The 26,942-nt window shown below is 71.4% G+C and carries 18 protein-coding genes, 1 tRNA gene and 1 pseudogene; 12 read left to right on the top strand and 8 right to left on the bottom strand.

Features of this window, described 5'->3' with window-relative positions:
* Positions 1-404 (bottom strand): annotated as a pseudogene (locus ACSC1Q_RS39365) (hypothetical protein); the annotation flags it as partial.
* Between the two features lie 680 nt (positions 405-1,084).
* A complete protein-coding gene (locus ACSC1Q_RS39370) occupies positions 1,085-2,158 on the bottom strand; it encodes a helix-turn-helix domain-containing protein (protein ID WP_436763839.1) in 1,074 nt (357 codons plus the stop codon).
* 361 nt (positions 2,159-2,519) lie between these two features.
* On the opposite strand from ACSC1Q_RS39370, the gene ACSC1Q_RS39375 reads away from it, so the two are divergent.
* Entirely contained in the window at positions 2,520-2,999 is a 480-nt protein-coding gene (locus tag ACSC1Q_RS39375; protein WP_436763840.1) for a rhodanese-like domain-containing protein, read from the top strand.
* Positions 3,000-3,001: 2 nt separating this feature from the next.
* On the opposite strand, the gene ACSC1Q_RS39380 is transcribed toward ACSC1Q_RS39375, so the two are convergent.
* Together ACSC1Q_RS39380 and ACSC1Q_RS39385 are read right to left on the bottom strand one after the other, a co-directional pair.
* Positions 3,002-3,787: a DUF6597 domain-containing transcriptional factor gene (locus tag ACSC1Q_RS39380; protein WP_436763841.1), complete on the bottom strand. Its 786-nt coding sequence runs from the start codon at positions 3,785-3,787 to the stop codon at positions 3,002-3,004.
* A gap of 212 nt (positions 3,788-3,999) precedes the next feature.
* Entirely contained in the window at positions 4,000-5,760 is a 1,761-nt protein-coding gene (locus tag ACSC1Q_RS39385) for an asparagine synthase-related protein (RefSeq protein WP_436763842.1), read from the bottom strand.
* A gap of 121 nt (positions 5,761-5,881) precedes the next feature.
* Between ACSC1Q_RS39385 and ACSC1Q_RS39390 the strand changes: the two genes are divergently transcribed.
* The 4 genes from ACSC1Q_RS39390 (at position 5,882) to ACSC1Q_RS39405 (ending at position 9,567) form a co-directional block, all read left to right on the top strand.
* Positions 5,882-6,415 (top strand): TIGR03086 family metal-binding protein, encoded by a 534-nt coding sequence (locus ACSC1Q_RS39390; protein ID WP_436763843.1) that lies wholly within the window; start codon positions 5,882-5,884, stop codon positions 6,413-6,415.
* A gap of 106 nt (positions 6,416-6,521) precedes the next feature.
* A complete protein-coding gene (locus ACSC1Q_RS39395; RefSeq protein WP_436763844.1) occupies positions 6,522-8,096 on the top strand; it encodes a vWA domain-containing protein in 1,575 nt (524 codons plus the stop codon).
* A 253-nt stretch (positions 8,097-8,349) separates the two neighbouring features.
* Positions 8,350-8,422: transfer RNA gene (locus ACSC1Q_RS39400), tRNA-Ala, on the top strand.
* Between the two features lie 245 nt (positions 8,423-8,667).
* Complete coding sequence (locus ACSC1Q_RS39405; RefSeq protein WP_436763845.1) at positions 8,668-9,567, top strand: helix-turn-helix domain-containing protein; 900 nt, start codon at positions 8,668-8,670, stop codon at positions 9,565-9,567.
* 257 nt (positions 9,568-9,824) lie between these two features.
* Here the strand turns inward: ACSC1Q_RS39405 and ACSC1Q_RS39410 are convergent, their stop codons facing one another.
* The 3 genes from ACSC1Q_RS39410 to ACSC1Q_RS39420 all read right to left on the bottom strand — a co-directional run bounded on the left by ACSC1Q_RS39410 (position 9,825) and on the right by ACSC1Q_RS39420 (position 16,384).
* Positions 9,825-13,469, bottom strand: coding sequence for a CARDB domain-containing protein (locus ACSC1Q_RS39410; RefSeq protein ID WP_436763846.1), 3,645 nt, complete (start codon positions 13,467-13,469; stop codon positions 9,825-9,827).
* A 704-nt stretch (positions 13,470-14,173) separates the two neighbouring features.
* A complete protein-coding gene (locus ACSC1Q_RS39415) occupies positions 14,174-14,566 on the bottom strand; it encodes a DUF3224 domain-containing protein (protein WP_436763847.1) in 393 nt (130 codons plus the stop codon).
* Positions 14,567-14,647: 81 nt separating this feature from the next.
* Positions 14,648-16,384, bottom strand: a complete 1,737-nt coding sequence (locus ACSC1Q_RS39420) for an ABC transporter family substrate-binding protein (RefSeq protein ID WP_436763848.1) — start codon at positions 16,382-16,384, stop codon at positions 14,648-14,650.
* A 308-nt stretch (positions 16,385-16,692) separates the two neighbouring features.
* Here ACSC1Q_RS39420 and ACSC1Q_RS39425 point away from each other — a divergent pair, with 308 nt between their 5' ends.
* Both ACSC1Q_RS39425 and ACSC1Q_RS39430 read left to right on the top strand, forming a co-directional pair.
* On the top strand, positions 16,693-18,030 hold the full coding sequence (locus tag ACSC1Q_RS39425) for an MFS transporter (protein ID WP_436763849.1): 1,338 nt from the start codon (positions 16,693-16,695) through the stop codon (positions 18,028-18,030).
* Positions 18,031-18,115: 85 nt separating this feature from the next.
* Positions 18,116-18,949: a peptidyl-tRNA hydrolase gene (locus tag ACSC1Q_RS39430; protein ID WP_436763850.1), complete on the top strand. Its 834-nt coding sequence runs from the start codon at positions 18,116-18,118 to the stop codon at positions 18,947-18,949.
* Positions 18,950-19,146: 197 nt separating this feature from the next.
* On the opposite strand, the gene ACSC1Q_RS39435 is transcribed toward ACSC1Q_RS39430, so the two are convergent.
* A complete protein-coding gene (locus ACSC1Q_RS39435; protein WP_436763851.1) occupies positions 19,147-20,157 on the bottom strand; it encodes a DUF3616 domain-containing protein in 1,011 nt (336 codons plus the stop codon).
* 255 nt (positions 20,158-20,412) lie between these two features.
* Between ACSC1Q_RS39435 and ACSC1Q_RS39440 the strand changes: the two genes are divergently transcribed.
* From ACSC1Q_RS39440 to ACSC1Q_RS39460, 5 genes are all read left to right on the top strand, one after another.
* Positions 20,413-21,333 (top strand): hypothetical protein, encoded by a 921-nt coding sequence (locus ACSC1Q_RS39440; RefSeq protein ID WP_436763852.1) that lies wholly within the window; start codon positions 20,413-20,415, stop codon positions 21,331-21,333.
* A gap of 282 nt (positions 21,334-21,615) precedes the next feature.
* On the top strand, positions 21,616-23,649 hold the full coding sequence (ftsH, locus tag ACSC1Q_RS39445) for an ATP-dependent zinc metalloprotease FtsH (RefSeq protein ID WP_436763853.1): 2,034 nt from the start codon (positions 21,616-21,618) through the stop codon (positions 23,647-23,649).
* 153 nt (positions 23,650-23,802) lie between these two features.
* Entirely contained in the window at positions 23,803-24,396 is a 594-nt protein-coding gene (locus tag ACSC1Q_RS39450; protein WP_436763854.1) for a Maf family protein, read from the top strand.
* Between the two features lie 281 nt (positions 24,397-24,677).
* A complete protein-coding gene (locus tag ACSC1Q_RS39455) occupies positions 24,678-25,478 on the top strand; it encodes an EI24 domain-containing protein (protein WP_436763855.1) in 801 nt (266 codons plus the stop codon).
* A 109-nt stretch (positions 25,479-25,587) separates the two neighbouring features.
* The gene (locus ACSC1Q_RS39460) at positions 25,588-26,931 is read left to right on the top strand and encodes a DUF4192 domain-containing protein (protein ID WP_436763856.1); all 1,344 of its coding nucleotides are present in this window, start codon (positions 25,588-25,590) and stop codon (positions 26,929-26,931) included.
* Positions 26,932-26,942: the final 11 nt, after the last annotated feature.

The raw sequence follows: 26,942 nt of genomic DNA on the forward strand, positions 1-26,942 counted from the left end.
TGCTCCGTCAGCTCCCGGTGCTCCGTCGGCGCCTGCGGGTCCTGCCGGTCCTTCAGGTCCTGCGGGTCCTTCCGGTCCGGGTGCTCCGTCGGCGCCTGCGGGTCCTGCGGGTCCTTCGGGTCCGGGTGCTCCGTCAGCTCCCGGTGCGCCGTCAGCGCCTGCCGGTCCTGCCGGTCCGGTTGGTCCTTCGGGTCCTGCCGGCCCCTCGGGTCCTTCAGGCCCGGGTGCGCCGTCGGCCCCAGCGGGTCCTGCAGGTCCTGCGGGTCCTGCGGGTCCGGGCACACCGTCAGTGCCTGCGGGTCCTTCCGGCCCTGCGGGTCCTGCGGGTCCGGGGAGTCCTGCCGGTCCCCTGGGTCCTGCCGGTCCTCTGGGTCCCTCGGGTCCGGGTGCGCCGTCGGTGCCATCGGCCCCGGCTGGGCCTACGGGACCTCGGGGGCCCACCGGGCCCACCGGCCCCCTGGGACCTGCAGGACCTGCCGGTCCCGCGGGGCCCGGAGGGCCCTGAATCCCGTCAGGGATCCGGCAGAGGAAGCTGGGCAGCCCCAGCCACCTGCACAACGGAAGGTAAATCGCATCATTTGCGGTCGGACGCAACCCGTGGTGGATGATGGTTCCGGTGGCTACGACGTCCCTGCTGCGGATCACCGTAGGCAGGGAAATGAAGTTCGTGCAAATGCTGGAAAGCACCGTAGGGCAGGGGTCGCCCTGGGTGCTTCCGATGGACCGGATCTCGTCGTGGCGAGCTTGTGCCGATATTTGAAGTTGCGAATCGGCCGAAACTGGGACAGGGGAGTGCAAAAGAAGGACGGCCCCGGCGAGCGCGCCGCCCGCAAGGGTCCGTTTCATGAAAGTAGACACGTGCGTTGTCTCTCCCCTCCTATTGAGAGAAAACGCTGTACGGCCATTCTTGGGGCGTCCGGGAGATAGGCGGGAGAAGTGTGCTCCGAATCCGGAATGGAAGCTTGATGGAGGGTGCGCGTTTCTTTGCATTCCGCAGATTTGGGTCTATGCATAAAATCTTAATGACGCCGTTTTCGTGATTAGTCGGATAAGTGAACCACGATAAGATAAAGGGTAAATTACGCTAACGGCTTGTTTCGCGCTGAAGTTCGGGGGCTGGATTCGCCCGCCCGGTCCGGTGCCCGGATCCGTGTGAGCTCTCGTGGCCGGACGGTGCCGGGGCGCGGAAGGCCCGCCGGTAGGCCGAGGGGGAGGTGCGCATCGCGCGGGTGAAGTGGTGGCGGAAGGTCGCCGCGCTGTCGAAGCCCACCGCGGACGCGATCTCCTCCACCGGCACGGAGGTGGACTCCAGCATCGCCAGACTGGCCGTGATCCGCTGGGAGATCACCCACCGCAGCGGGCTCGTTCCGGTCTGCCTCCCGAAGTGCCTGATGAACGTACGCCGGGACATGTGCGCGGCCTCGGCGAGGGCGGCGATCGTGATGGGTTCGGCGAGGTGTTCCAGCGCCCAGGTCATCGCGGCCGCCATGGCGACACCGTCCTCCACCGGGGTGACCGCGGCCTGGACGAACTGCGCCTGCCCCCCGTCCCGGTGCGGGGGGATGACGAGTCTTCGCGCGACCTCGTTGGCCACGCCCGGCCCGTGGTCCTTGCGCACCAGATGGATCAGCAGATCCAGCCCCGCCGCGCTGCCCGCGCTGGTCAGCACGTCCTCACCGTCCACGTAGAGCACGTCCGGATCGACTTTGACCCGCGGGAACCTCCGCTGGAGCAGGTCGGCGTACCTCCAGTGCGTCGTCGCCTCCCTGTCGTCCAGCAGTCCCGCGGCGGCCAGCGCGAACGCTCCCGAGCAGATGGACACGATCCGCGACCCCCGGTCGCGGGCCAGCCGCAGTGCCGTGACCACCTCGCGGGACACCTCTCCGTGGACGTCCGCCACCCCGGGCACGATCACCGTGTCCGCGGCCGTCAGCACGTCGAGACCGTGCTCCGCCCGCATCGTGAACCCTCCCGTGACCCGCAGGTCGGCGGGGCTCTCGGCGCAGACCGACAACTCGTACCAGGGGACCTCCAGTTCGGGGCGGGCGATGCCGAAGATCTCGACCACGCAGCCCAGCTCGAAGGGGGACATGCCGTCGAAGGCGAGCACGGAGACGGTGGGGCGCGTGGTGCGGGGCACCGGCGGCGGGACGAACATGGCACGATATTAACGATAAGCGGCATTCGTGCCACTATCGGGCCTGGCATCGCGACCGGCACCATTGCCCATGTCGGGCATCGCGACCGGCCACAACAACCCTGGAGGGCACATCGCGACCGGCCCTGGCACTCGTGGAAGGCGCGTCGCGACCGGCCGCAGCACCCGTGGAGGGCGCGTCGTGACCAGCGCCGTCACTCGTGTCGGGCATCGTGACCGGTTCCGTTACCCGTATCGGGTATCGCCACCGGCACCGTCCGCCCGTGTGGGGCGTCGCGGCCGGCGTCGGCGCTCGGTCCGGGCGTCGCGGCGGCACCGTCGCCCCCCACGGCCCTCGCCACCGCTACCTGAAAGGCCACACATGTCTGTCAACACTTGTTCCTCCTACGCCGTCACCGCGGTACCGGCGGCGGGCAACGCCGACGCGCTGGCGCACTTCGCCGCGAGGCTGGCGTTCGAGACCGACGTGTCCGACGTCGCCGCCGACCTGGCCGCCGGGGCCACGGACATCGTCGTGGTCGACTCCCGTAGCCGGGAGAGCTGGGACCAGGGCCACGTCCGGGGAGCCGTCCACCTGCCCACCGCGCTGATCGCCGCCCGCGCCCGCTCGGTCGTCCCCGCGGGGGTGACCGTGGTGACCTACTGCTGGGGACCGGGGTGCAACGGCGCCACCCGGGCCGCGCTGGAGTTCGCCCGGCTCGGTCACCCGGTCAAGGAGATGCTCGGCGGCTTCGAGTACTGGGCCAGGGAGGGCTTCCCCGTCGAGACCGACGCGGGCGTGTCCCGCCGTCCCGTCGACGCCCTGACCGCGCCGGTCTCCGGCATCGCCTGCGCCTGCTGACGTCACCCCGCCAGGCGGCGGGCGTACGCGGTGGGGGACATGCCGATCACGGCGGTGAAGTCGCGGGTGAAGTGGGACTGGTCGCTGTAGCCGAGATCGACGGCCAGCCGCGACCAGTCGGTGGCGGGCCCGGCCCGTTCGGCGGCCTCGTGGATGCGGTAGCGGCGGATCACCCACTTGGGGGAGACGCCGACATAGTCGCTGAACAGCCGCTGCAGGTGCCTCACGCTCAGCCCGTGCAGGGCGGCCAGGTCGTCGACACGGACGACGGCCGGGTCGGCGAGCACGCTCGCGACGAGGTCCGCCGCCCGCTCGGCGACGGGATCGCGGGCGGGGAGCCGCGCGAGCAGGAACTCCTCCAGCACCCGCAGGGCCTCCTTGTCGGAGGCGGAGGAGGCGGCCAGTACGGCAGCGGCCACCGCGTCGGCCTCCGGGCCGAAGATCTGGGAAACCGGGGTGAGGAGGTCGGTGATCGTGGAGAGCGGGGCGCCGAGGAAGGGACGGAAACCGGCGGGCCGGAAGCGGGTGCCGATCACGACCCCGGTGCCGGTCAGGACCTCCAGGTAGTCGCCGGTGATGACCCCGGCCACGCGGGAACCGTGCTCGTGGAAGACCAGGTTCACCGACGGGTGGGACACGATCCGCTGCTCGTACGGTTCGGCCAGCTCCCATCGGACGATCCAGTGGTGCTCGACGAAGGGGGCGAGGGCCGGGTGGCACGCGTGGCGCCCGTAGCGGAATCTGGCGGCCCCGAAGTTCAGGATGCCCCGGGTGTCGTCGGCGGGCACCCCCGTCCCGCCAAAGGAGGACCCCGCCTCACCGAGGGAGACCCCCGCCTCGCCAAAGGAGGACCCCGTCTTACCGAAGGAGGACCCCGTCTTACCGAAGGAGACCCCTGTCCCATCGACGGAGCCTCCCGTCCTGGTGCGGAAGGTCTCCGCCCCGCCAGAGGCACCCACCCCGCCGAGGGAGGCCCTCGCTCCGGGGCCGGACGGGCGGCTCACGACGGGATGGGGATGTGGACCCTCGGCAGGCCCTGAGGCTCCTTGCCCGGATAGTCGCCGCCCAGCATGGTGGCCACGGTGCAGAGGTGCCAGGCCTGGTTGGGCTTCTTCAGGACGGGCTCGGCGAACAGCCTGCGTACCTCGTCGGGCCTGACGATGGGCGCCAGCAGGTCCAGGCGGCCGAGGACGTGGTCGCGGATCAGGCCGGTCAGTTCCTCGCCGGGGCTGGTCCGCCAGTTCCAGCCACCCCCGCCGGTCTTCGGCGCGGTCAGCACCCGCGGCCTGCGCTGCCAGGGGTAGTAGCGCCTCCCGACGCTGAACCGCCACGGCTTGCCCTCGACCGGGATGTCCCTGAGCGAGGGGGCCAGGACTCCGAGCAGCTCGTAGATGACCTCCTCCGACAGCCGCCAGGTCTGGTCGAGGCCCAGCGCGGCGCGGACCACCCGGTTGTCGAGGAACGGCCAGATCTGGTCGCCCCTGCGCAGCGCGCCCGCTCGTGCCCCCGCGTGCCAGCGGCCGACCTTGTAGGAGACGTACATGTGGTCGAGCGCCTCCAGCGGAGCCCGCTCCCGCCAGGGCCTTGCCAGCTCGCGGGCGTGCTCGTCGGCCTCCTCGGTGAACAGCCCCGGGTCCCGCAGGAAGGTCACTTCCACCCGGCGGCGCAGCGCCTTCTCCGTCAGGTCGGTCTGGAGCAGCAGCAGGCCCCCGGCCCGCAGGATCTCCCCGCTCTGTCCGGACATGGTGGGTTTGGCGCTGTAGGGGAGGTAGCCGACGATCGACTCGTACGCCGACGTCATGCCCTCGCAGGCGCGCAGCGTCTCGTAGGCCCGCGCGAGGGGGTGCTCGACGACGATCGAGTCCTTCTTCCCGGCGTTCCCGATGTTCCCGATGTTCCCGGCGTTCCCGGCGTTCCCGGCGCGTGCCGGGGGGATGACGGTGTGCTCGACGCGGAGCGCGCGGGCGACCCGCCCGGCGATGATCACGTCGGGGTGGGTGTCGAGGCCGTTGGTGGTCGCGCGCAGCGGGACACCGGCCGCGTGCAGCGTCGCGGCGATCAGGCGGCTGTCCCTGCCGCCGGTGAGGGCCAGGTTCACCGGCTCCCCGGCCGCGCGCAGCGGCTCCACCGTCGCCAGCAGCGCGCTCGCCAGCTCGCCGACCAGCTCCTTCCTCCCCCTGCGCGACGTGGGCGCGGGCACGGCGGAGGGGAGCGGGGTCGTGGTGACCGTACGCCGGCCGCCCCTGACGGTCACCGACGAGGACGGCGGCAGCGCGGTCACCCCGCGGTAGGGCGTCTCGTCCGACAGGAAGTATCCCTGCCTGACCATCGACTGCAGCGCGAGCACGTCCCACTCGACCCGGTCGCCGCCGCCCGCGAGGTGGACCAGCAGCGCCCGGCTGCCGATCACGTGCACGTCGGGGGTCTCGGCGTAGTAGACCGGGCAGACCCTGTGGATCGCGGTGGCGGCCGACAGCTCGTCCTCGGTCGCCCGGAACGCGGAGAAGCACCCGCCGACCGCCTCGATGTCCAGGGCGGGCATGGCCGCGAGCCGGTTCACGTCGTCCGGCGCGGCCAGGTAGCCGTTCACCCCGGTCACCCGGTCGTGCCCGGTCTCCAGCAGGGGAGGCCGCCGCGAGTCGTCCGGCTCGTTGGTCCAGGCGAACACGGAGACGCCGGGACGGTGCCACTCCCGGGACCTGATGACCTCGGGCGGTACGGGGAACGCGCTGTCGATCGCGCCCCTGACGGTGTGCGGCATCGCCCCCGGTATTCCGGCTCCCGGACGTTTGGCCGCGAGGCCGAGGTACACGCACATGGTGCAGGATCCTATGTCGCGTTTTTTCAAGACAGCTGTGAGTCCGGCCGACAGCATGGCCGTCATGAACGAGATGTTGTCACGCGCCGTCACCGGCACGGCGGCCGTCGTCCGCGGCGTCCGCGACGACCAGCTGGGCCTGCCCACCCCCTGCGACGGCTTCGACGTACGGGAGCTGCTCGGCCATCTGGCCTGGACGGCCGCGATGTTCGAGGCGCTGGCCCGCCGCGAGCAGCCGCCGCCGCAGGACGCCGACCACGCCCCCTTCGCGGAGCGGGCCGACGCGGTGCTCGCCGCCTGGTCCGCGCCCGGGGTGACCGAGGGGACCAGCCCCACGCTGGGGATGCCCATGGCCATGGTGCGGCAGCTGGTGCTGGGCGACATGGTGATCCACGGCTGGGACCTGGCCAGGGCCACCGGCCAGGACTACACGGTGGACGCCGAGACCGGCGAGGCCGTGGCCGCCTTCGTCGCGGGGATGGCGTCGCAGGGACGGCGGATGGGGGTCTTCGGGGAGGAGGTGCCCGTGGCGGAGGACGCCTCGCCGTTCGAGCGGGCGCTCGGGCTGAGCGGGCGGGACCCGGCGTGGAAACGCTGAAACCCTGATCACGCGTCGAACACGGTTTGCGCTCGCTTGGGTCAAGCTCCCGGCGGACCGGCGGGAGGAGTCGTCGTAGGGGATGACCCGCATCCCAGGAGGCGACATGAAGTCACGTCCGCTCGCCATTGCCCTCGCCGTGCTCGCCCTGTTCGCCCTGATGTTCGCCGCCGCCTGCGGCGGTTCGGAGGGCGGCGCGCCCGCCAGCCAGCCGATGCCCGAATCCGGGAAGGCGGTCCCGTCCATGCCCCCGGACGGCCGCCCGCCCGAGGCCGGGGACGACACCGCCAAGACCGGGAACGAGGCCGGGAACGAGAGCAAGGCCCGGGCCACCCCCGGGAGCGAGGAGTCTCAGGCAGAGGCCACCCGGCGGCGCGACACCTCCGCCGAGCAGATCTCCACCTTCGCCCTCGACGTGGACACCGCCTCGTACGGCTACAGCAAACGGATCCTCGACGAGGGCGGGCTGCCGGAGGCGGGCCAGGTCAGGCCGGAGGAGTTCGTCAACTCCTTCAAGCAGGACTACGCGGAGCCCGATGACGACGGTTTCACCGTGCACATGGACGGCGCCCGTACGCCGGGGAACGGCACCGCGCTGCTCCGCGTCGGCCTGCAGACCCGGAGGGCGAGCGCGGAGGCCCGGCGCCCGGCGAACCTCACCTTCGTGGTGGACGTGTCCGGCTCGATGAGCGAGGCCGGCAGGCTCGACCTGGTCAGGGAGGCCCTGCACAAGCTCGTCGACCAGCTCGGGCCCGGCGACCACGTCTCCCTCGTGGCCTTCAGCGACGAGGCGGACGTCGTCCTCTCCATGACCCCGGCGACCGACAGGGACAGGCTGCACGCCGCCGTCGAACGCCTCGCCACCCAGCAGTCGACGAACCTGGAGGCGGGGCTGACCAGCGGCTACGCCGAGGCCGCGGCCGCCTTCCGGCCGGTGGCCGTCAACCGCGTCATCCTGCTCTCCGACGGCCTGGCCAACACCGGCGACATCACCTGGCAGGGCATCCTCGACCGGGTCGCGGACGCCGCGGGCAAGAAGATCACCCTGCTGTGTGTCGGCGTCGGCCGCGACTACGGCGACCAGCTGATGGAGCAGCTCGCCGACAACGGCGACGGCGCCGCCGTCTACGTCAGCTCCGTCGACGACGCGCGCAAGGTCTTCGTCGAGCAGCTCGCCACCAACCTCGACCTGCGCGCCCGCGACGCCAAGGCGCAGGTCGTGTTCAACCCCTCGGTGGTGGAGTCCTACCGCCTGATCGGCTACGAGAACCGGCAGATCGCGACCGAGGACTTCCGGGACGACGGCAAGGACGGCGGCGAGATCGGCCCCGGCCACTCGGTGACGGCGCTGTACGAGGTCAGGCTGCGCGGCGGGGTGTCGGGACAGCTGGCCACCGCCACCGTGCGCTGGCAGGATCCCGACACCCGCGACCCCGCGGAGGCCGCCCGTTCCCTGGAGGCGGGCGACCTGGCGGACTCACCGTGGGAGGGGACCACGCCGAGGTTCCAGGTCGACGTGGTGGCCGCGGGCTTCGCGGAGTTCCTCCGTACCGGGGAGCGGGTGGCCGGAGCCGCGCCCGGCGACCTCGCCTCCCACGCCACCCGCCTGGCCGCGTCCACCGAGGATCCGGCGGTGACCGAGCTCGCCGGGTTGATCGAGAAGGCCGCGTCGCTCAGGTAGGTGCCCGTACACGCCGTGGCCGGGTGGGCCGGTTTCCGCGGACCGGCCCCGTGGGCGGCCCCCGCCGCGGGTCCGGTCCGGTTGCCGGATCTTGGGCGCGAGGCGGCGGGGCGGGCCGGGAAGCCGCGCCGAGCCTTCTGTTCCGTCCGGTTGCCGGATCTTGGTCGGCGTCGCGGCGGTTACAGGGTACGGGGTGATTTCCTATACACTGGCGTGGTCGCCGGGCCCGCCCGGGGGCATCGGTTACACCCGAGGGGCTATGGCGCAGCTGGTAGCGCGCCTCCATGGCATGGAGGAGGTCTGGGGTTCGAATCCCCATAGCTCCACAACGGAAGGCTTGTTCGAACCCCAGACGGGGGCAGAGCCGTTGGCCGGGCCGACATCGTCGGCCCGGCCGTTTTTCATTTCGGCATCCGTACCGGGTGGCGCCGGACGCGCCGCGCCTTCCACCCCGGGGCGGCGGCCTTTCCCTCCCGGGGCCGCGCCTTCCACTCCGGGACGGCGTTCAGGGCCGTGACGCGGGCGCAAGAACCGTCAAGCGGTGGTGCCACCTGATTGGTACCTTCCGACTGTGTCTTTGCGAACCCGCGAGCTGCTCCGGCTCCTCGCCGTCGTCAATTCCCGGCTGAGTGAGGACGTCTCGCTGACAGCCCTGGCGGGATGGGCGCACCGGTCGCGTTTTGACCTGCACCGCCGGCTCCGGCGGCTGACAGGCCAGACGCCGAAGGCGTACACGACGCGGGTCCGGCTGGCTCGTGCCGTGGGCGAACTGGTGGCCGGCGACCGTCGGGTGTCGGCGATCGCGTTCGACCACGGATTCGGCAGTCATGAGGTCTTCACCCGGACCTTCACCCGCCACCTCGGCCGCAGCCCGCAGAGCTACCGCGCCCGCGGGTTGCACGTGGCCGGCAGGCGCGTCGCCGCCGTGCACGCCTCGACGGTGAGTTCGGCGGCACCTTGCATCAGCCTCTACCGCATCAGCATCACCGAGAGGAAACCCGCTGTGCCCCTGGACATCTCGGTTCGAGACCTGCCCACCATCCATGCCCTCGTGATGCGCCGCCGGGTCACCCGCGACGAGATCGCGACCGCGCTCGCCGAGAGTCTGCCCGCGGTGTTCGACTACGTCCAGCGGCACGGACTGGCCGTCGCCGGGCCGCCGTTCGCCCGCTATCCGGAGGTCGGGATGGGATCGCTCGTCGTCGAGGGTGGCATAACCGTCGCCGGACCCCCGTCGACGGCACCCACCGACGGGATCGAGGCGCTCGTCATCCCGCCGGGGCGAGCTGTGACGACCATCCATCGCGGACCCTACGACAGCCTGCCCGAGTCCTACCAGGAGATCGAGAGGTGGATGCGTGACCAGGGACTGTCCGCGGCGGGAGCGCCTTGGGAGACGTATCTGACCGATCCGGGGGAGCGTCCGGACCCGGCGACGTGGGAGACGGAGATCGTCCAGCCCGTGAGGTGACGCCCGCAGGCGGCCGGCCTGACGGCCGCCTCCGCTCCGAGGACGCTCCCGCCGCCCTGCGCGAGCTTCTCGGGGCCGGGGGGACCCTCACCCGAGGCCGCCCGTCGTCCGCGCGGGGAGCGTGGCGCCCGGTGGGATCCACCGGGTACGACGAGACCGGCCATGAGCGTGCTCCCCAGATGTTTCCCGGGGAGCACGCCGCATGGCCGGTCGTTTCTCAGGCTCCGGTCACCTCTGATGAGGGGTGACCGGAAGGATCACTGGCCGGTGATCACGAAGCTCGTTCCCGGCTGCCGCACGATGTTGCCGTCGGCCGAGTTCGTGATGGTCACGTTCGACAGGATCGCGTTGCCGCGGGCGCCGCTCATGGCCAGGATGCCGGCTCCGTTGTTGGACTTGTCGATCTTGACGTTGGTGATCGCGACGTTCGGCATGTTGCCGCCGCCCGTCTTGAACTGGATGCCGTCGTAGGTCGAGTCGGAGATGTCGGTGTCACGGATGGTGACTCCGGGGATGTCGCTGGCCTGCGGGAACAACGTGATCGCCCCGAACTCCTGGTCCTCGTTCCAGAAGGCGCCACCCGTGCGGTACAGCCCGTTGTTGGCGAGCACCGTGGTCCCCGAGAAGGGCAGGGGGCTGTGGTCGGTCGCCAGCATGATGCCCGGGTAGTTCATGGTGTCGTAGATCAGGTTGTTCTCGGCGGAGTTGTCGTAACCGCCGTAGATCGCGATGCCGTTCGCCCGCCAGGGCAGCTGGATGGTGTTGTTGACGAAGTGGTTGTCGTGCGTGTTGTCGACGACCCGGTCCTTCACCGCCTGGTTGGCCCAGATGGCGAGGGCGTCGTCACCGGTGTTGCGGAACGAGGAGTTGAACACCCGCGAGTTCCGCGTGCCGTTGGTGAAGTTGATGCCGTCGGCGTAGGTGTTGCGGATGCGCATGCCGCTGAACAGCAGGTTGTCGCCGGGGCCCCACAGGGCCGGGATGTTGTCGTAGTCGCGGCCGACCCAGGCACCCACGTTGGCGTGCTCGATCCACACGTTGGTGATCTTGGTGTTCAGGCCGAACCGGCCGTTCAGGCCCACGCCGCCCTCGTCGTTGCCGTCTCCGCCGCGGATGCGGCCCGAGCCGAAGATGGCGATGTCGGAGATCTGGGTGTTGCTGTCGATGTCGAAGCCGAAGTTGCCCTCGTGCGGGTGGTTGATGCCGCCCACCACGTCCTGCGGCTCGGTCAGGGTGTACAGCTGGGAGTGCCACATGCCCGCGCCGCGGATCGTGACGTTGCTGATGCCCACCTGGTTGAACTGCCCCCGGTTCAGCGGGTCGTCGGTGAGGATCTTCTGCTCCTGACGCCACTGGCCCGCCGGGATCCACACGCAGCTGATGACGCCGTTCTGGTCGTCCGTCACCGCCCGCTGGATGGCGGCCGTGTCGTCGAGACCGTCGTTGGGCACCGCGCCGTAGTTCGTGATCGAGGTGCAACCGGCCGGCTGGCTCGCCGCCGGCGCCACCTGCTCCAGGTCGATCAGGTCGATGACGTAGAACGAGGCCGTGTCGCCCGCGTCACGCTGCAGCTTGAACTTGGTGCCGGCCGGGTAGCTCTGCGAGAGCAGCGCGTTCGACTCGTCGAACAACCGCCGGGCGTCGCCCTGGGGGGTGTTCGACAGCGCCTCGGGGCCGTCGGTGTTCCCGTACAGCCAGCTGTGGCGCGACGAGAGGGTCAGCTTCCTGGAGAAGGTGCCGTTGATGTAGAGGCTGATGGTGGCCTCGATGCCGCCGCCGCCCGCCGCGTCGGGGATGGAGTTGCGGACCACGATCGAGTTGGCGGCGCTGGTCGAGGTGAACTCGACGAACTGCCCGGTGCTGTTCAGCCGCACCGACTTGCGGCCCGAGGACTCGGTGGCGAAGTTGGTGTGCCCGAAGGTGCGCAGCGGGTCGGTCTCCAGCAGGGTGCCCTGGTAGCTGGCGGACTCGGCCTCGTACTCGACGTACGGGACGGCCGCGCCGCGCCCGACCACGATCGACTGCGAGAACGTGTTGTTGTTCTCGTTGGTCTCGGTGACGGTGTTGGTCGCGTCGGCGGTGGCGGTGATGGTGGCGCCGCCGCTGGTGGCGGTCCAGCTGCCGCTGACGGCCACGTTGGCCGTCGCGCCCGCCGCGATCGACGCGGTGTTGCCGTTGAGCGTGGTGCCGCCCACCACCACGCGGGTGACCGTGGTCGCGCCCGACGCGGCGGTTCCCCGGTTCTTCACCGCGACGGTGAACGTGACCGGCGCGCCGACGGCCGGGTTCTGCGGGTTGGAGGTGACGCCGAGGACCTGCAGGTCCGGTCCGGGGGCCTGGGCGACCACCAGCGGGGACGACGCGGTGAGGGTGTTGTTGCCCTCGTTCTGCTCGAAGACCGAGTTGTCCGCGTCCACCCTGGCGCTGACCGTGTAGCTGCCCTCGCCGCGGGTGCCGATGTTGTGGGTCACCGTGGCCGTGGCGTTGGCGGCCAGGGCGGGGATGGCGACGGTGCCGACGACGGTGCCGTCGAGGTTGAGGTTGACGCTGTCCGCGGGGGCGGCGGCGTTGCCCGCGTTCCTGACCGTGGCCGACAGCGTGATGGCGCTGGCCTCGCTCGGGGACGCCGGGGTCCACGAGAGGTTCGTGACCGTGAGGTCGGGGTTCGGCGCGGGGACGCCGAAGACCTGGAACTCGGCGACCTGGCCGCCGGGCGCGCCGCTGTTGCTGGTGAACCTCAGCTGCACGTCGGCGACGGTGGCGCCGAAGGTGATCGTCGCCGAGTTGCCGCCGGAGGCCGGGTTGAACGTGTAGTTCTGCGCCGACACCAGGTTGGTGTAGCCGGTGGCGTTCTGCTCACGGCCCAGGACCTGGATGTTCTGCGTACGGGTGCCCCACGCGGAGTCGGGGTTGAGCTTCACCACGACCGAGCTGACGGCGGCGTTGGCGCCGAGCTTGGCGGTCAGCGTGTTCGGGAACGCGCCGGAGTTGGCCTCCCAGTAGGTGGCCAGGTTGTTGTCGTTCGCGTTCGCGGCGACGAACGAGTGCACGTGACCCGACGCGACGATCTCCTTGCCGATCGCCAGGTTGGAACCGGGGTCGCCGGTGCCGGTGCGGGTCACGGAGTTGCTGTTGGCCGACTGGTTGCCCGCCGCGTCCTTGGCCCGCACGAAGTATGTCACGGTCGCCGACGCGGGCTGGTTGTCGGTGTAGGTCAGCACGTTGCCGACGCTGCCCCGCAGCTGGTTGTTGGCGTAGATGTCGTACCCGGTGACGCCCACGTTGTCCGTGGAGGCGTTCCAGGCCAGCCTGATCTGGCCGGTGGCCGGCTGGGTGTAGGAGAGGCCGCCGGGGGCCGACGGGTTCTGGGTGTCACCGCCGGTGCCGGAGCCGTAGATCTCGAACTCGGAGATCTGCGCGGCGGGCCAGCCGGTGTTGGCGGTGATGTTCACTCGCCAGTAGCGGTGGGTCGCGGCGCCGAAGTCGATCGTGACCGTGTTGCCGGTCGCCGGGTTGAACGTGTAGCTGGCCGATGCCACGACCGTGCTGAAGGTGTTGCCGTCGGCGCCGCCCTGGACCGAGAGCGTCTGGGTGCGGGTCTCCCAGACGGTCGGCGGGGGCAGCTTCAGGACGATCTGGTTGACGCTCGTGGCGGTGCCGAGGTCGATCCGCGCCCACTGCGGGAAGCTGTTGTTGGCGCTCTCCCAGTAGGTGGACTGGTTTCCGTCGTTGATGGCGGACACCGCCTGCCCGCCCGTGGAGCTGCTGGCCAGGGTCGCCTTGCCGGGCGACAGGTTGGGTCCGGCTGCGGCGGAGGCCGGGACGACCGACCCCACGATGAGGAGTAAGCCGGTAGCGACCATGGTCGCCACCAGCCGTAACGGTCTGTACAGCATTCTCATTCGCGCTCTTCTTCTCTCGTCAGGCACGGCAGGGCCGAGGCGTGAAGGCTGCGCCTTCACCGCACACGTAATTGGGGGGCAGGTGCACGACGCAGTGCATCCCTGGAGAGTTGCGAGGAATAGCAAGAAACTGAACAAGGGATTGCAATATTCTTGCATGACGTTGGCCAAATGTTACATACGTGCTACAGGCGCGTCAACGGCTGGGAAGCAGCTTTCTCAACTGGCTCGACGCGAGATGTGACAAGAGGTCAGAACGCCGGTGAAAGCCGGGCCGCGGACGCCGGGCCGTGAGTGTCGCGAGTGCTGGGCCATGAGTGTCGTGAATGCCGGGCCATGAGCGCCGGGCCCGGACGCCGGGGGTGGACACCGGTCTGGTGGGCGCGAGGGCGCGAGGGCGCGGATGCCACGGGGGCGTCGGTCCGCGGGGGGCGGGGTAAGGGGGTGCGTACCGGGTTGTGGACACCGGTCTCGGATGCCGGACGGACGGGTAGGCGGTTGGTGGGCGGTTGGAGGACCGGCTCGGGGATGAGAGGCGGTCGCCCCGCGCGTCGCCTGCCGGCGTCGGCGCGGGGCGGTCGTCGGCGAGGGGCGGTCCCCAGTGCGGGGCGGTCCCTGACGAGCGAGGCGGTCCCCAGGGCGGGGCGATCCCCGACGAGCGGGGCGGTCCTCGGCGCGGGACTGTCCTCGGTACGGGGTGGTCCTCAGTCCAGTTCGTAGTCGAGGTGGAAGGAGTGGGCGCCGTCGTCGTTGACGATCTGGCCGCCGCCCCGGATGCCCAGCAGCTCGCCGGTGCCGGAGTCGGGAAGGATCGTCCAGCTCAGCGCCGACCCGTCGGCGTCGCTCGTGGCCGAGTGGTGCAGCACGAAGGTGCCCTTGCGGCCGTGCGCGGTGCCGGTGAAGCGCTCGAAGCCCACGTAGGCCGCCGACGTCTCGACCCGGGCGATCGCCGTGATGATGTCGGTGGCGCTGGTCCCGGCCAGGTCGCCGTCGAAGGTCTTGGTGATGTGGACGCGGGAGAGCGTGGCCCCCTCGGCCTCGTCGTAGGGCTGCGGGTCCCAGCTGTCGATGGTGAAGGTTCCGGTGGCGCGAGGCATATTGGCTCCCTTGAGGAATTCCGGGGTCTCGCGCCCATCCTGGCGACCGTACCTGTCACCTGATGTCAGATACGGAACCCGCTACGAGAGGCTCCATTTGTCCATGTTCCAGGTGATGGTCGACTGCGCGGGGTTGGGGACGACGTTCTGGAGCGTCTCGTCCCACGCGCTGAGGCCCGGGTGCTGGAACAGCGGGATGGTGGCCAGGTCGTTCCAGAGCCGCTTCTCGATCGCGCCGATGATCGGGTTCTGAGCCGCCAGGTCCACCGTCGAGTTCAGCTTCGCGATGAGGCGGTCGACCTGCCGGTTGGAGTAGCAGCCGTTGTTGTTGCCCTTGTTCTGGGCGTCGCACTTTCCCGGTGAGATGAAGTTGGAGGCCCAGTTGCTGACCAGGGCGGATCCCGACCAGGCGAACAGGGCCACGTCGTAGCCGTTCGTCGGCATCACGGTGCCGAGGAAGTCCTCGGAGCCCTTGTCGACGACCTTGAAACCGGCCTTGTTGCAGGCGTCGATGATGAGCTGCACCGCCGCGGTACGGCGCGGGTTCGGGGTCTGGTAGCCGATGTTGATCTCCAGGCCCGTCTTGCCCGCCCTCCGCAGCAGCGCCCTGGCACCCGCGATGTCCTGCCGCGCGTACACGCCCGCGCTGCCGCTGGCCGCGACGACCGCCGCGCTGTTGGCCTGGAACGGGGCCACGGTGCGCACCTCCAGGGGTTTGGCGGCGGGCGAGACGGGCCCGATCAGGGTGTCGACGATGAGCTGCCTGGGCACACATCTGGCGAACGCCTCGCGCAGCCTCCTGTCCCTGAACGGGCTGGAGTCGAAGTTGAAGTCCAGGTGCTCGTAGGTGTACTTCTCGAAGAGGCCGACCTCCACGCCCCGCAGCGACTGCAGCTGCCTGAGCACGTCGGGCCCCGGCTGCGGCTCGACGATCTGGACCTCGCGGTTCTGCAGCGCCTGGGCCTGCTCGTCGAGGGTGATGAAGCGCTCGACGATCGTCGGGGTCGCGGCCGGGGTGCCCCACCACCTGTCGTTGGCGACCAGGGTGAGCCGCTGCCCGGCGTCCAGCTTGGAGAGCTTGTACGGCCCCGACGACGGGATCAGCTCGGCGTCGGGCAGCCTGCCCTCGGAGACCCAGCCGTCGTTGAAGAACTTGACGCCCTTCTCGATCCGCCCGGAGTCGCCCCTCCTGACCGCCGCGATGAACTCCTCCTCCGACAGGCCGTCCTGCCTGGCGATCACGTGGGCGGGCATCATCTCGGTCGCCCCCGGCCCCCCGGCCACCCAGTCCGCGAACGGCTTGTCGTAGACCAGGGTGAACCTCCTGCCGCCCTTCTCGCAGTCGGGGACCCTGGTGTCCCGCAGGCCGGTGGTGTCGGCGGAGGCGAAGCCCCTGACCTTGCCGGACCGGAAGGCCCACCACAGCATGACGTCGTCGCAGTCGATCGGGGTGCCGTCCGACCAGACCGCCTTGTCGCTGATGGTGTACTCGACGCTCAGCGGGTCGTCGGAGACCTTCTCGTACGTCCCGAAGTCCTTGTCGGGGGTGATCGCGCCCTTGTCGCCGTAGAACCAGAAGCCCGTCAGCACCCGCTGCAGGGGGGCGGCGTTGCGCGTGGCGTTCTCGGCGGTGGTGTTGTTGTTGTAGGAGTGGAACTCCTGCTCGTACGCGTAGGTGATGGTCTCGCTCGGCAGGGCCGGCCCCGAGCCGGAGGCGGAGGGGTCGTCCGCAGGGCCGGTGTCCGCGCAGGCGCCCAGCAGGAGCGCGCCACCCGCGAGCAGTGCCAGGAACCTTCCCGGCCTTCGTGCGTGGAACACGGCACCACCCCTTCGATCACCCGGTCCCCGGTCTGTCCCCGTACCGGTCGAGCATCGTCACTTCTCGCGGCCGGGCGGGACCCGGACGGGCATCGCGTCTCCCCGTGACCATGCCGGACGCAAGACCCTCAGATGAGGAGAATAGAAAAAACATAACCTTTGAGCGAATTCACCCAGTATGTGAGATGACGATCTCACGGGTGCGCGCCACGAACGCGGCCGTGGGAGGGGGTTCTGGCCTGATCCTTGCGGTTATTGGCGCTCGGGCCACTCGTGGGCCCGGCGGCCGCCCCCCGATTATGGAGCGCATGACAACGACCCCTCGGGCGCCCGGACGAACGCCGCACCGCGCCTGGATCGTGGCGGGAGTCGCGTTCGTCGCCATCCTCGGCGCGGCGGGGTTCCGGGCGACGCCCGGCGTGCTGATCACACCGCTCCAGGAGGAGTTCGGCTGGTCCCGGGGCACGATCTCGCTCGCCGTCTCGGTCAACCTCATGCTGTACGGGCTGACCGCGCCCTTCGCCGCCGCGCTGATGGACCGCTTCGGCATGCGCAGGGTGGTGACGTACGCCCTGCTGCTGGTCGCCGCGGGCAGCGGGCTCACCATCCTGATGAACGCCCCCTGGCAGCTCATCCTCTGCTGGGGCGTGCTGGTCGGTCTCGGTACCGGCTCGATGGCCCTGGTCTTCGCCGCCACCCTCACCGAACGCTGGTTCGTCCGCCACCGGGGCCTCGTCACCGGCGTGCTCACGGCGGGCGGCGCCACCGGGCAGCTCGTCTTCCTGCCCGTCCTCGCCCACCTGGCGGCCGACCAGGGCTGGCGGTCGGCCGCCGTCACGGTCGCCGTCGCCGCCCTCGTCGTGGTCCCCCTGGTCTGGTTCCTGCTGCGCGACCGGCCCGAGGACGTGGGCACCACCGCCCTGGGCGCCGATCCCGCCGCGCCCCCCGCCGCCCGTCCGGTACGGGCCGGGGGCGCCGCCTCACGCGCCCTCGGCGTGTTGTGGAGCGCGGCGCGTACGCGTCCCTTCTGGCTGCTCGCCGGAGGGTTCGCGATCTGCGGGATGAGCACCAACGGCCTGGTGGGCACCCACTTCATCCCCGCGGCCCACGACCACGGCATGGCCGAGCCGGTCGCCGCGGGGCTGCTCGCCCTGGTCGGGATCTTCGACGTGGTCGGCACCGTCGCGTCCGGCTGGCTGAGTGACAGGGTCGACTCGCGCGTCCTCCTCGGCGCCTACTACGCGCTGCGCGGTCTGTCCCTGATGGCGCTGCCCGGCCTGTTCGGGGCGACCGCCGAGCCCAGCATGCTCGTCTTCGTCATCTTCTACGGCCTCGACTGGGTGGCCACGGTCCCGCCGACCGTCGCCCTGTGCCGCCAGATCTACGGTCCGGACGGGGCCGTGGTGTTCGGCTGGGTCTTCGCCTCCCACCAGGTCGGCGCCGCGATCGCCGCGGTCGCCGCGGGAGTCACCCGCGACCACTTCGGCGCCTACGACCTGGCCTGGTACGCCGCGGGCTTCCTCTGCCTCGCCGCCGCCGTCATGTCGATCGCCATCACCAGGAGGCCCGTCGCGGGGAGGGCCGGTGACGGGAAGCCCGGCCCCGGGGAGTCCACCGCGGGGGAGCAGGCATCCTTGAAGGCGTGAGAGAACGAGGCGGGCGAGCCGCGGGACACGGAAGCACCGGATCGGACGCGCGGCGGCCGGGGACGACACGACGGGCCCGACGGGCATGACAGACGAGGCAGGGGCGGAGCACGGGACGGCGGGCGCCGCCGCCGAGCGGCCGGGCGCGGTACCCGGGAGCGGGACGGCGGCGACGGGCGTGACGGGCGGCGAGGTCGGCAAGGTCGGCGGGGTCGGCGGGGACGGCGGGGACGGCGGGGACGGCGGAAACAGGGACCGGGAGCGGGACAGGCGGGTCCTCCCGCTCGTGGTGCGGATCGAGCGCTCCGCGCCGCCCGAGCGGACCGACGCCCTGGAGGCGGCGGCCCTGGCCGTGCTGGCCCTGCTCGACGACCCGCGCGCCCTCGACGGCGGCGAGTGGGCCGAGGCCGTGGGGGCCTGGGACGGCAGCCGGTTCAGGAAGGTCGTCCGGCGGGCGCGCGGGGCGGAGTGGCGCCGGGTGCTCGACCTGCCCGGTGTCACGGTCACCTCGGGCACCGCCGAGGTCCGCGTCCACCCGCCGGTACCGCTGGACGGCTGGCCCAAGGACCTCTCCAGGCTCCAGGTGTCCGGCACCGAACTCGCCGACTCCGCCGAGCCGGGGCCGCCGGGGGACGTGGTGCTGTGGCTCAACCCCGGGCTGACGATGTCGGCGGGCAAGGCCATGGCCCAGGCCGGGCACGCCGTCCAGCTCGCCTGGCACGCGAGCGGGGACGACGCCAGGCGGGCGTGGCGGGACAAGGGCCTCGCGGTCTCGGTGCGGACCGCCGATCCCGCCGCGTGGGCCGCGCTGGTCGCCTCCGGCCTGCCGGTGGTCAGGGACGCCGGGTTCACCGAGATCGAGCCCGGCTCCCGCACGGTCGTCGCGGACGTCCCGTGGCTGCGCGGGAGCGGCCGATGATCACCGTTCCCTTCTGAACGGAGACGCCGGGGCTCAGGAGGGAATGGCCGACGGTCGAGCGGTCAACGCGGCATCCTGCGTAAGGGTGTCGGCGTTCGCGGGGGACGGCCGGGTCCCGGGGGCGGGTGGTCGGCGAGACATCCTGAACGAGGACGTCGGCGTTCGCGGGGGAGCAGGCGGGTTCCGGGGCCGGGTGGTCAGGGGGACATCCTGACGATGTCGGCGAGCACGCCGCCCTCCGAGGTGAGCCGTGCCTCCGACGGGCTGTCGTGGACCACCAGGAGGCGTTCGCCGTCGAGCACGGTGATCCCCTCCGGGTGGTCGTTCCCGTTCCCGTGCGGCAGGTCGCCGACGAGGTCGAGCTCGTGCCGTACCGACGGCTCGTTCTCCGGCTCCCAGCGCAGCACCCGGACCGGGCCGTCCAGGCTCATCGTCGGCCCGGCGAGGATCAGCATCCCGTCCCGGTGCGGGCACATGTCGCGGACGCCGAGCCCGCCGAGGTTCAGGAAGTGCGTCCGGTACGGCCTGCCGTCGATGGGGGCGAGCCTCAGGTTGCCGGGACGCCGGGGATCGCTCTCCGGCCGGATCTCCAGCATCGCGGCCCAGCCGCGCAGCACCGGGCCGCGCAGGCCGACGAACAGGCGGTCGCCGAGCATGGCGATGCCCTCGATGTCCAGCCCGTTGTCCTTGCTGGGGATCGATACGAAGGGGGCGAGGTGCGGATCGTCCGCCAGCAGGTCGGCCAGGTTCCGGCCGGGACCCGACAGGATCTCCGCCCGGCGGGAGCCGTCCTCGCGGACCGGGGTGGCGCCGACGAGCGGCAGCCGTACGAGGATGTAGCGGTTCTCCTCGCGCACCACGCTGCCGAGGCGGCGGCGGGCCTTGTGCGCCGAGTGTCCCTTCTTGACCCGCCTGCGCTTGAGGCTGTGCGACCCGATCGCCCAGAGCCAGCCGTCCGCCCGGCCCAGGCCCTCGATGTCGGCCTCCTCGTCGCGCCCGGCGGGCAGGTCCACGAAATCGGCGAGGTGGAAGGTGCGCTGGTCGTCGAAGCGCCCGGCGCGGAACGCCAGATGCTCGACGGTGGCGGTCTCGTCACCGGCCAGCCAGAGTCCCAGGGCGTCGGTGCGTACGGCCGACAGATTGGTGTGCGTCCTCGCCTCGCGTGATGAGACGTCGAACCTGAGCTCCACCTGGCGTTCCACGAACATCCTGGAATCATCGCAGGGTGCATCGCGGGATGTTTCGTACAAGGGTGAGGAAGGTACTCGTTCCCGAAGTGTGATGGGGATCCCGCACGGGAAAACCGGATTTGTCGTACGCTCCCGATCGTGCTCGATGGGTTGGGTGGGACTCAGGGGACCCGGGAGACGGGTCCCGCGCCGACATACGTGACCGCGGAGGCGGCCACGTCGGAGATGCCGAGAGTCGTGGCGGAGAGCCCCCCGAAGCTACCGGATTCCCCCGTGAAGCGGTCCCGTATCGGCGACCTGCCGATGCGTGTCATCTACCGCTTCCTGGCCGTGGGCCTCGCGGTGGTCCTGGCCGCGGTCGCGGCGGTGGTCGGCTTCGTCTCCTCGGGCTCCCCAGATCAACCGGGCGAGGGAAAGACGGGGCAGATCGCCGCGCCATCTGCCGCGCCACCCTCGCCCGGTTCGGGATCGGCGGAGCCGTCCGTCCCGGCGACCTCGGCCACTTCGGCGGAGCCGTCCGCCTCCACGCCGGCGCAGGCGTCCCCCTCGGGGACCCCCTCCGCGTCGGCGTCCCCCTCGGAGAGCTCCACCGAGACGACCGCTCCCTCCTCGGCGCCCGACGGCTCGGAGCCGGCGCCCGACCGCAGCGCCGTCATCGCGGCCCTCGTCGACCCCCGGGTGCCCGACCTGCCGCGTGACAAGCGGCTCGGCCGCCTCTCCGGCAAGGCGGACAAGAGCAAGCGCCGGGTCCGGGACGGCAAGTCCGGCGTCTCGCTGGTCCGCCTGGGCAAGCCCTGGAAGGTCTTCGGCGCGTCGCCGTTCTCCACCAAGCAGGTGCTGCCGAAGGCGAAGGGCGCCGCTCACCGGGCGATGCTCGTGAGCTGCCCGGTGCCGATCCTGGTGCAGAAGGAGGCCAAGGACACCGCGCTGCTGGCCGCCAGGTGGACGCTCAACCACCACCCCAAGGGCGGCAAGATCACCTGGACCGCCTCGCAGCCGATCAAGAACGGCTGGCTGCTCGCCTACCGGGTCAAGTACAAGGTGAAGGGCAAGGCGCGCTTCTCCATGGCCGCCGTCGCCGTGACCGAGATCTCCGGTGCCAAGCCCGCGATGCTCTTCGCGACGATCCCCGACGCGCAGAGCAAGTACTGGCGCGCCATCAACACCGCGGTCTCCTCCCTCAAATTGAGGTGACCTCGGATTGAGGTGACCTCGGATCGACGGGGTCTCGGATTGAACTGAGTCTCACCTGGGCAGGAATCGCCTTGTCCGTGTGACCTGGTGAAACTCGGGGGAATTTCACGGCCGGACGCTTCGCCGCCGCACGCGCGACGACCTTCCGCCCGCTCGTCGGGCGCGGGGTTCGGCTCTCCTGCGGAGGCGGCCCCGGTTCGAGGGCCCGGACTGAGTCGGGCGTCCCGGACGCGCCTCCGGGACGCCCGCCCAGACTCCCCCGAGCCGTCGAGGGGGAAGTCCGTGAACCGACCGGCGTCTCAGGAACGCAAGGGGAGCGGCCCCGACACGCCCGACCAGGGGAGCGGGCCCAAGCCCTGGCGGTCCGAGGGCCTGCCCGAGGGCGGCGGGTCACCCGCTCCGCAGCGCCCGAGGTTCAACTGGGTGCGCTTCCTGATGACCATGGTCATCGTCTACGCGGGCTTCTTCATCGTCTCCTCGTTCTTCGCGGAGCCCACCGAGCCGATCTCCTACACCCAGTTCACCCAGCAGGTCCGTGCGGGGAACGTCAAGGAGGTCTACGCCACGGGTACGGCGATCGAGGGCACTCTCAGGAAGGCGGCCCGCGACCCCGACAGCGACAACGTCACGTACGACAAGTTCTCCACCGAGCTGCCGGTCTTCGCCGACCGGGCCGGGCTCTACCAGCAGCTCCTCGCGACGAAGGTGAACATCAGGGCCGAGCCCGTCGGCGGGAGCCTCCTGTCGAACCTCCTGCTCTCCCTGGTCCCGGTCCTGCTGCTGGCCGGCCTGTGGATCTGGTTCGTCCGGCGCGCGGCGTCCGGCGCGATGGGCGGCGGCGGGATGGGCGGCCTCGGGGGTCTCGGCGGCCTCGGCAGGTCCAGGGCGGCCAAACCGGTGGAACCGGCCAAGGTCCGGGTCGACTTCGACGACGTCGCGGGCATCGACGAGGTCGAGAACGAGGTCGCCGAGGTGGTCGACTATCTCAAGGACCCCGACAAGTACCGGCGTCTGGGGGCGAAACTGCCCAAGGGCGTGCTGCTCGCCGGGCCGCCAGGCACCGGCAAGACCCTCCTCGCCCGCGCGGTGGCGGGGGAGGCCGACGTGCCCTTCTTCTCGGCGAGCGCGTCGGAGTTCATCGAGATGATCGTGGGGGTCGGGGCCTCGCGGGTGCGCGAGCTGTTCGACGAGGCCCGCAAGGTCGCGCCGTCGATCATCTTCATCGACGAGATCGACGCGATCGGCAGGGTGCGGGGCGGCAGCACCATCGGCGGCCACGACGAGCGCGAGCAGACCCTGAACCAGATCCTCACCGAGATGGACGGCTTCACCGGCTCCGAGGGGGTCATCGTGATCGCCGCCTCGAACCGGGCGGAGGTCCTCGACCCGGCGCTGCTGCGGCCCGGCCGCTTCGACCGTACCGTCGTGGTGTCCGCGCCGGACGCCGAGGGGCGGCTGGCGATCCTGCGCGTGCACAGCCGGGGCGTGCCGCTCGCCGACGACGTGGACCTGGAACGGCTCGCCAGGACCACCCCCGGCATGACGGGCGCTGATCTGGCCAACCTGGTCAACGAGGCCGCGCTGCTCGCCGCCAAGCGGGGCAACGACAGGGTCCACACCCCCGACTTCGCCGACGCGCTGGAGAAGATCCTGCTCGGCGCGGCCCGCGCCGTCGTGATCCCGCAGGACGAGCGGAGGCGCACCGCGTACCACGAGGCGGGCCACGCGCTGCTCGGCATGCTCCAGCCGGGCGCCGACCCGGTGCGGAAGGTCTCGATCATCCCGCGCGGGCGGGCGCTCGGCGTCACGCTCTCCACGCCCGACACCGACCGGTACGCCTACGACGAGAAGTACCTGCGCGACCGCATCGTCGGGGCCCTCGGCGGCATGGCGGCCGAGCAGGTCGTCTACGGCGTGGTCACCACCGGCTCGGAGAACGACCTGGAACAGGTCACCGTGATCGCCCGCGGCATGGTCGGCCGCTGGGGCATGTCCGCCAGGATCGGCCCGCTGACCGTCCTGCCCGCCGCCGCCTCCGACGGCCAGCCCGCCGCCGCCCCGGACACCCTCGCCGCGGTGGACCAGGAGGTACGGCGCATCGTGGACGAGTGCTACGAGGTCGCCCTGGCCGTCCTGGCGGAGAACCGGAGCCGCCTGGACGGCATCGCCGCGGCCCTGCTGGAGAACGAGACCCTGGCCGAGGCCGAGGCCTACGCCGCCGCCGGGCTCCCGGTGAACACCGCTCCCGGGCTCCCCTCCCCGGAGCTCCCCTCCCCGGAACCGCCTCCGCAGCTCCCGCCCCCACCGCACGCCTGACCTCCGACCGCGCCCGCCGCGGACCGGTATCTGTCGTGGGCGGGGGGCTGTCGTGGGCCGGGCACCCGCTGTGGGGCGTGCTGTGGGCTGTGCTGTGGGCCGCGCGGGCCGGGGAGCCTGGCGGGGATCGGAGGCGCGCTAGGCTCGGTGCCCGTGACCCAGATCGTCCTCGCCTCCGCCTCTCCCGCCCGCCTCGCCCTGCTCCGCAGCGCCGGACTCGATCCCAAGGTGATCGTGAGCGGGGTGGACGAGGATGCCATCACCGCCGACAGCCCGAGCGAGCTCTGCCTCGCGCTGGCCCGCGCGAAGGCGACCGTGGTCGCCGGTGGGCTGACCGACGGGCTGGTCATCGGCTGCGACTCGATGCTCGAACTCGACGGCAGGGCCTACGGCAAGCCGTCCTCACCCGAGGAGGCCGTCGCCCGCTGGCGGGGCATGCGCGGGCGCGAGGGCCGCCTGCTCACCGGCCACTGCGTCATCGACGTCGCGAACGGGCGCGAGGTGGCCGAGGTGGGCGCGACCGTCGTGCGCTTCGGCACCCCCGGAGACGACGAGATCGCCGCGTACGTCGCCACCGGCGAGCCCCTCCACGTCGCGGGGGCCTTCACACTGGACGGTCGCGGCGGCTGGTTCGTCGACGGCATCGACGGCGACCACGGCAACGTCCTGGGCATCTCCCTGCCCCTGCTCCGCCGCCTCTTCGCCACCCTCGGGGTCTCCGTCCCCAGCCTCTGGCCGCGTCCCTGACGCCCTGCCGTTCCGTATGTCCGTCATCGGATTCGCGCCGTGCCAGGCATGCGGGGGAGGACGGCCGGGGGGCCGGGGAGGGCGGCCGGGGGCAGCAGGGGAGGACGGCCGGGGGTCGGCCGGGAGAGGACGGTCTCCGCCCACGTCCGACGTCGCCCCCGTCCCGGGCCCGGCGGAAGCGCGGCCTCCGGCACCTGCCCGGCTCGCATGTACGACAGTGGGACCGGGGTCGTCCCGTACGCGCTCTCCCGGGTGACGTCCGATCCCGATAATCTTCCGGCATGGGTCATTTCCGCTCCTTTCTGGACGGCATCGGGTTCTTCTTCCAAGGGCTGCGCTGGGTCGCGCGATACCCGCGCTGGTGGCTGTTCGGGTTGATCCCGGCCCTGATCGCGTTCGCCCTCTACGCGGCCGGCCTCTACTTCCTCGGTACGAACGCGCTGGACATCGCCGCGTGGGGCACGCCGTTCGCCGACGGATGGGGTGAGGCCGCGCGGACCGCGCTGCGGGCGGTGGTCGGGCTGGCGCTCTTCGGCGCGGCGCTGATCCTGTCGGTGGTGACCTTCACCGCGATCACCCTCATCCTGGGCGACCCCTTCTACGAGAAGCTCTCCGAGAAGGTGGAGGAGACCCACGGGGAGGTGCCGAGCGGCTACGACCTCCCGCTGTGGAAGTCGATCCCCCGATCCATCAGGGACAGCCTGATCACCCTCGGATGGCTGTTGCTGTTCACGATCCCGCTGTTCTTCCTCGGTTTCGTACCGGTGATCGGGCAGACGGTGGTGCCGGTGCTGGGCGCCCTGGTCTCGGGCTTCTTCCTCACGATCGAGCTGACCACGCTGGCCCTCGAACGCAGGGGACTGACGCGCAAGCGGCGTTTCGGCCTGCTCAGGGGGAACAAGGCCCCCGCGCTCGGCTTCGGGGTCCTGCTCTTCCTGCTCTTCCTCATCCCGTTCGTCGCGGTGATCGCGATGCCCGCCGCCGTGGCCGGTGCGGCCATCATGGTCCGCACCCGTTTGGCGCCGCCCGTCCTCCCGGTGGGCAGGACGGGCGAGAGCCCGCGCGTCGACAGGGGCGTCTGAGAGGTTTCCGCGGTTCCTCGGCGGTTCGGCCGTGGACAGCCGAAGGGGTTTTCCACAGAAGGGGGTTCGGCGCGGAGGCGGTGGCCCGGTTCCGGCGAGGCTTCGGGACATGACACCCGACACCCCGGCCTCGTCCGAGCCCTCTTCCCCTCCGTCTCCGGCCTCGTCCGAGCCCTCACCCCCGGTCTCACCTGAAGCGCCGTTCCCCCTGTCCCCGGTCCCGCCCGAGCCGCCGCGTCCACCCTCACCGCCCTCCCCACCCTCTCTGCCCGCCGCGCAGCCCCGGCTCCTGCTCGGCTCCACGGAAGACGTCCTGGGCGCCGTCCCCTATCTGCTGGGCTTCCATCCCGCCGACAGCCTCGTCGTCATCGGTCTCACCGGCAGTCTGTCCAGGGGCAGGTTGCACCTCACCGTCCGGTGGGACCTGCCGCTGGGGCCCGGTGGTCTCGGCCAGATCGTCCCGCTCTTCGGGAAGGAGGGCGTCACCCAGGTCGTCGTGGTCGGTTACGGTGCCGGCCCGCTGGTGACCCCGGCCGTCGACGAGGCCGTGGCGCTGTTCCGTCGCGGTGGGCTCACCGTCGTCGACGCGCTCCGGGTGGAAGACGGCCGCTACTGGTCGTACGGATGCTCGCGGACCGACTGCTGCTCGGCCGACGGCATGCCGTACGAACGATGGGCCGGTGCGGTCGCGGCGGAGGCGGTGCTGCACGGGCTGGTCGCCCTGCCGGACAGGCAGACCCTGGAGCGCTCGCTGGACCCGGTCACCGGAGCCGCGCGGGAGGCCATCCGTGAGGCGACGGGCCGCCTCACGGAGGAGATGCGCGGCAGGCTCGCCGGATGCCGCGACGCCGACGGGTTCGCGGCGGAGTTCGTCGCGGACGGCATGGCGAGGGTTCGCGAGGCGGTCGTCACCTACGCCTCGGGAGGGCGGCTCGACGAGGACCAGGCGGCCAGGCTGGGGCTCGACCTGGCGGTGATCAGGATCCGTGACGAGGCGTGGGCGCTGGTCACCGACGAGAGCCACGACGCGCATCTCAAGCTCTGGCACGACCTCACCCGGAGGCTGGAGCCGAGGTTCGTGCCTCCGGCTGCCTCGTTGCTCGGCCTGGTCGCCTGGCGACGGGGAGACTCCGCGCTGGCGGGCGTCGCCCTCACCCGGGCGCACGAGGCCGACCCCGGATACTCGATGGCCAACCTGCTCGCGCACGCGATCCGCCATCTGGTCCCGCCCCACGTGCTCAACGACAGGATGCCCAGCCCCGAGGAGCTCGACCAGGAGATGGGCAGTCCCCGGATGGCCTGGCTGCTCCCGATGGCCGCGCTGCTGGAAGAGCCCAGCGGCTCCGGCCCCAGCTCCGGCTCCGGCTCCGGCTCCGGTCCCGGTCCCGGCCTTGGCCCCGGTCCCGGCCGCGAGGCGGCGGCCGGTTCCTCGCGCCCCCGCGCCACCGGATGACCGGGGTCTCC

This window comes from Streptosporangium heterodermiicola, assembly GCF_051390675.1.
GTDB lineage: Bacteria > Actinomycetota > Actinomycetes > Streptosporangiales > Streptosporangiaceae > Streptosporangium.

Excerpts from the sequence above, each read along its gene's own strand:
- ACSC1Q_RS39425 (WP_436763849.1), top strand. The coding sequence starts at position 16,693 with ATGACAACGACCCCTCGGGCGCCCGGACGAACGCCGCACCGCGCCTGG.
- ACSC1Q_RS39430 (WP_436763850.1), top strand. The coding sequence starts at position 18,116 with ATGACAGACGAGGCAGGGGCGGAGCACGGGACGGCGGGCGCCGCCGCC.
- ACSC1Q_RS39390 (WP_436763843.1), top strand. The coding sequence starts at position 5,882 with ATGAACGAGATGTTGTCACGCGCCGTCACCGGCACGGCGGCCGTCGTC.
- ACSC1Q_RS39435 (WP_436763851.1), bottom strand. The coding sequence starts at position 20,157 with ATGTTCGTGGAACGCCAGGTGGAGCTCAGGTTCGACGTCTCATCACGC.
- ACSC1Q_RS39385 (WP_436763842.1), bottom strand. The coding sequence starts at position 5,760 with ATGCCGCACACCGTCAGGGGCGCGATCGACAGCGCGTTCCCCGTACCG.
- ACSC1Q_RS39455 (WP_436763855.1), top strand. The coding sequence starts at position 24,678 with ATGGGTCATTTCCGCTCCTTTCTGGACGGCATCGGGTTCTTCTTCCAA.
- ACSC1Q_RS39375 (WP_436763840.1), top strand. The coding sequence starts at position 2,520 with ATGTCTGTCAACACTTGTTCCTCCTACGCCGTCACCGCGGTACCGGCG.
- ACSC1Q_RS39410 (WP_436763846.1), bottom strand. The coding sequence starts at position 13,469 with ATGAGAATGCTGTACAGACCGTTACGGCTGGTGGCGACCATGGTCGCT.
- ACSC1Q_RS39415 (WP_436763847.1), bottom strand. The coding sequence starts at position 14,566 with ATGCCTCGCGCCACCGGAACCTTCACCATCGACAGCTGGGACCCGCAG.
- ACSC1Q_RS39395 (WP_436763844.1), top strand. The coding sequence starts at position 6,522 with ATGAAGTCACGTCCGCTCGCCATTGCCCTCGCCGTGCTCGCCCTGTTC.
- ACSC1Q_RS39370 (WP_436763839.1), bottom strand. The coding sequence starts at position 2,158 with ATGTTCGTCCCGCCGCCGGTGCCCCGCACCACGCGCCCCACCGTCTCC.
- ACSC1Q_RS39460 (WP_436763856.1), top strand. The coding sequence starts at position 25,588 with ATGACACCCGACACCCCGGCCTCGTCCGAGCCCTCTTCCCCTCCGTCT.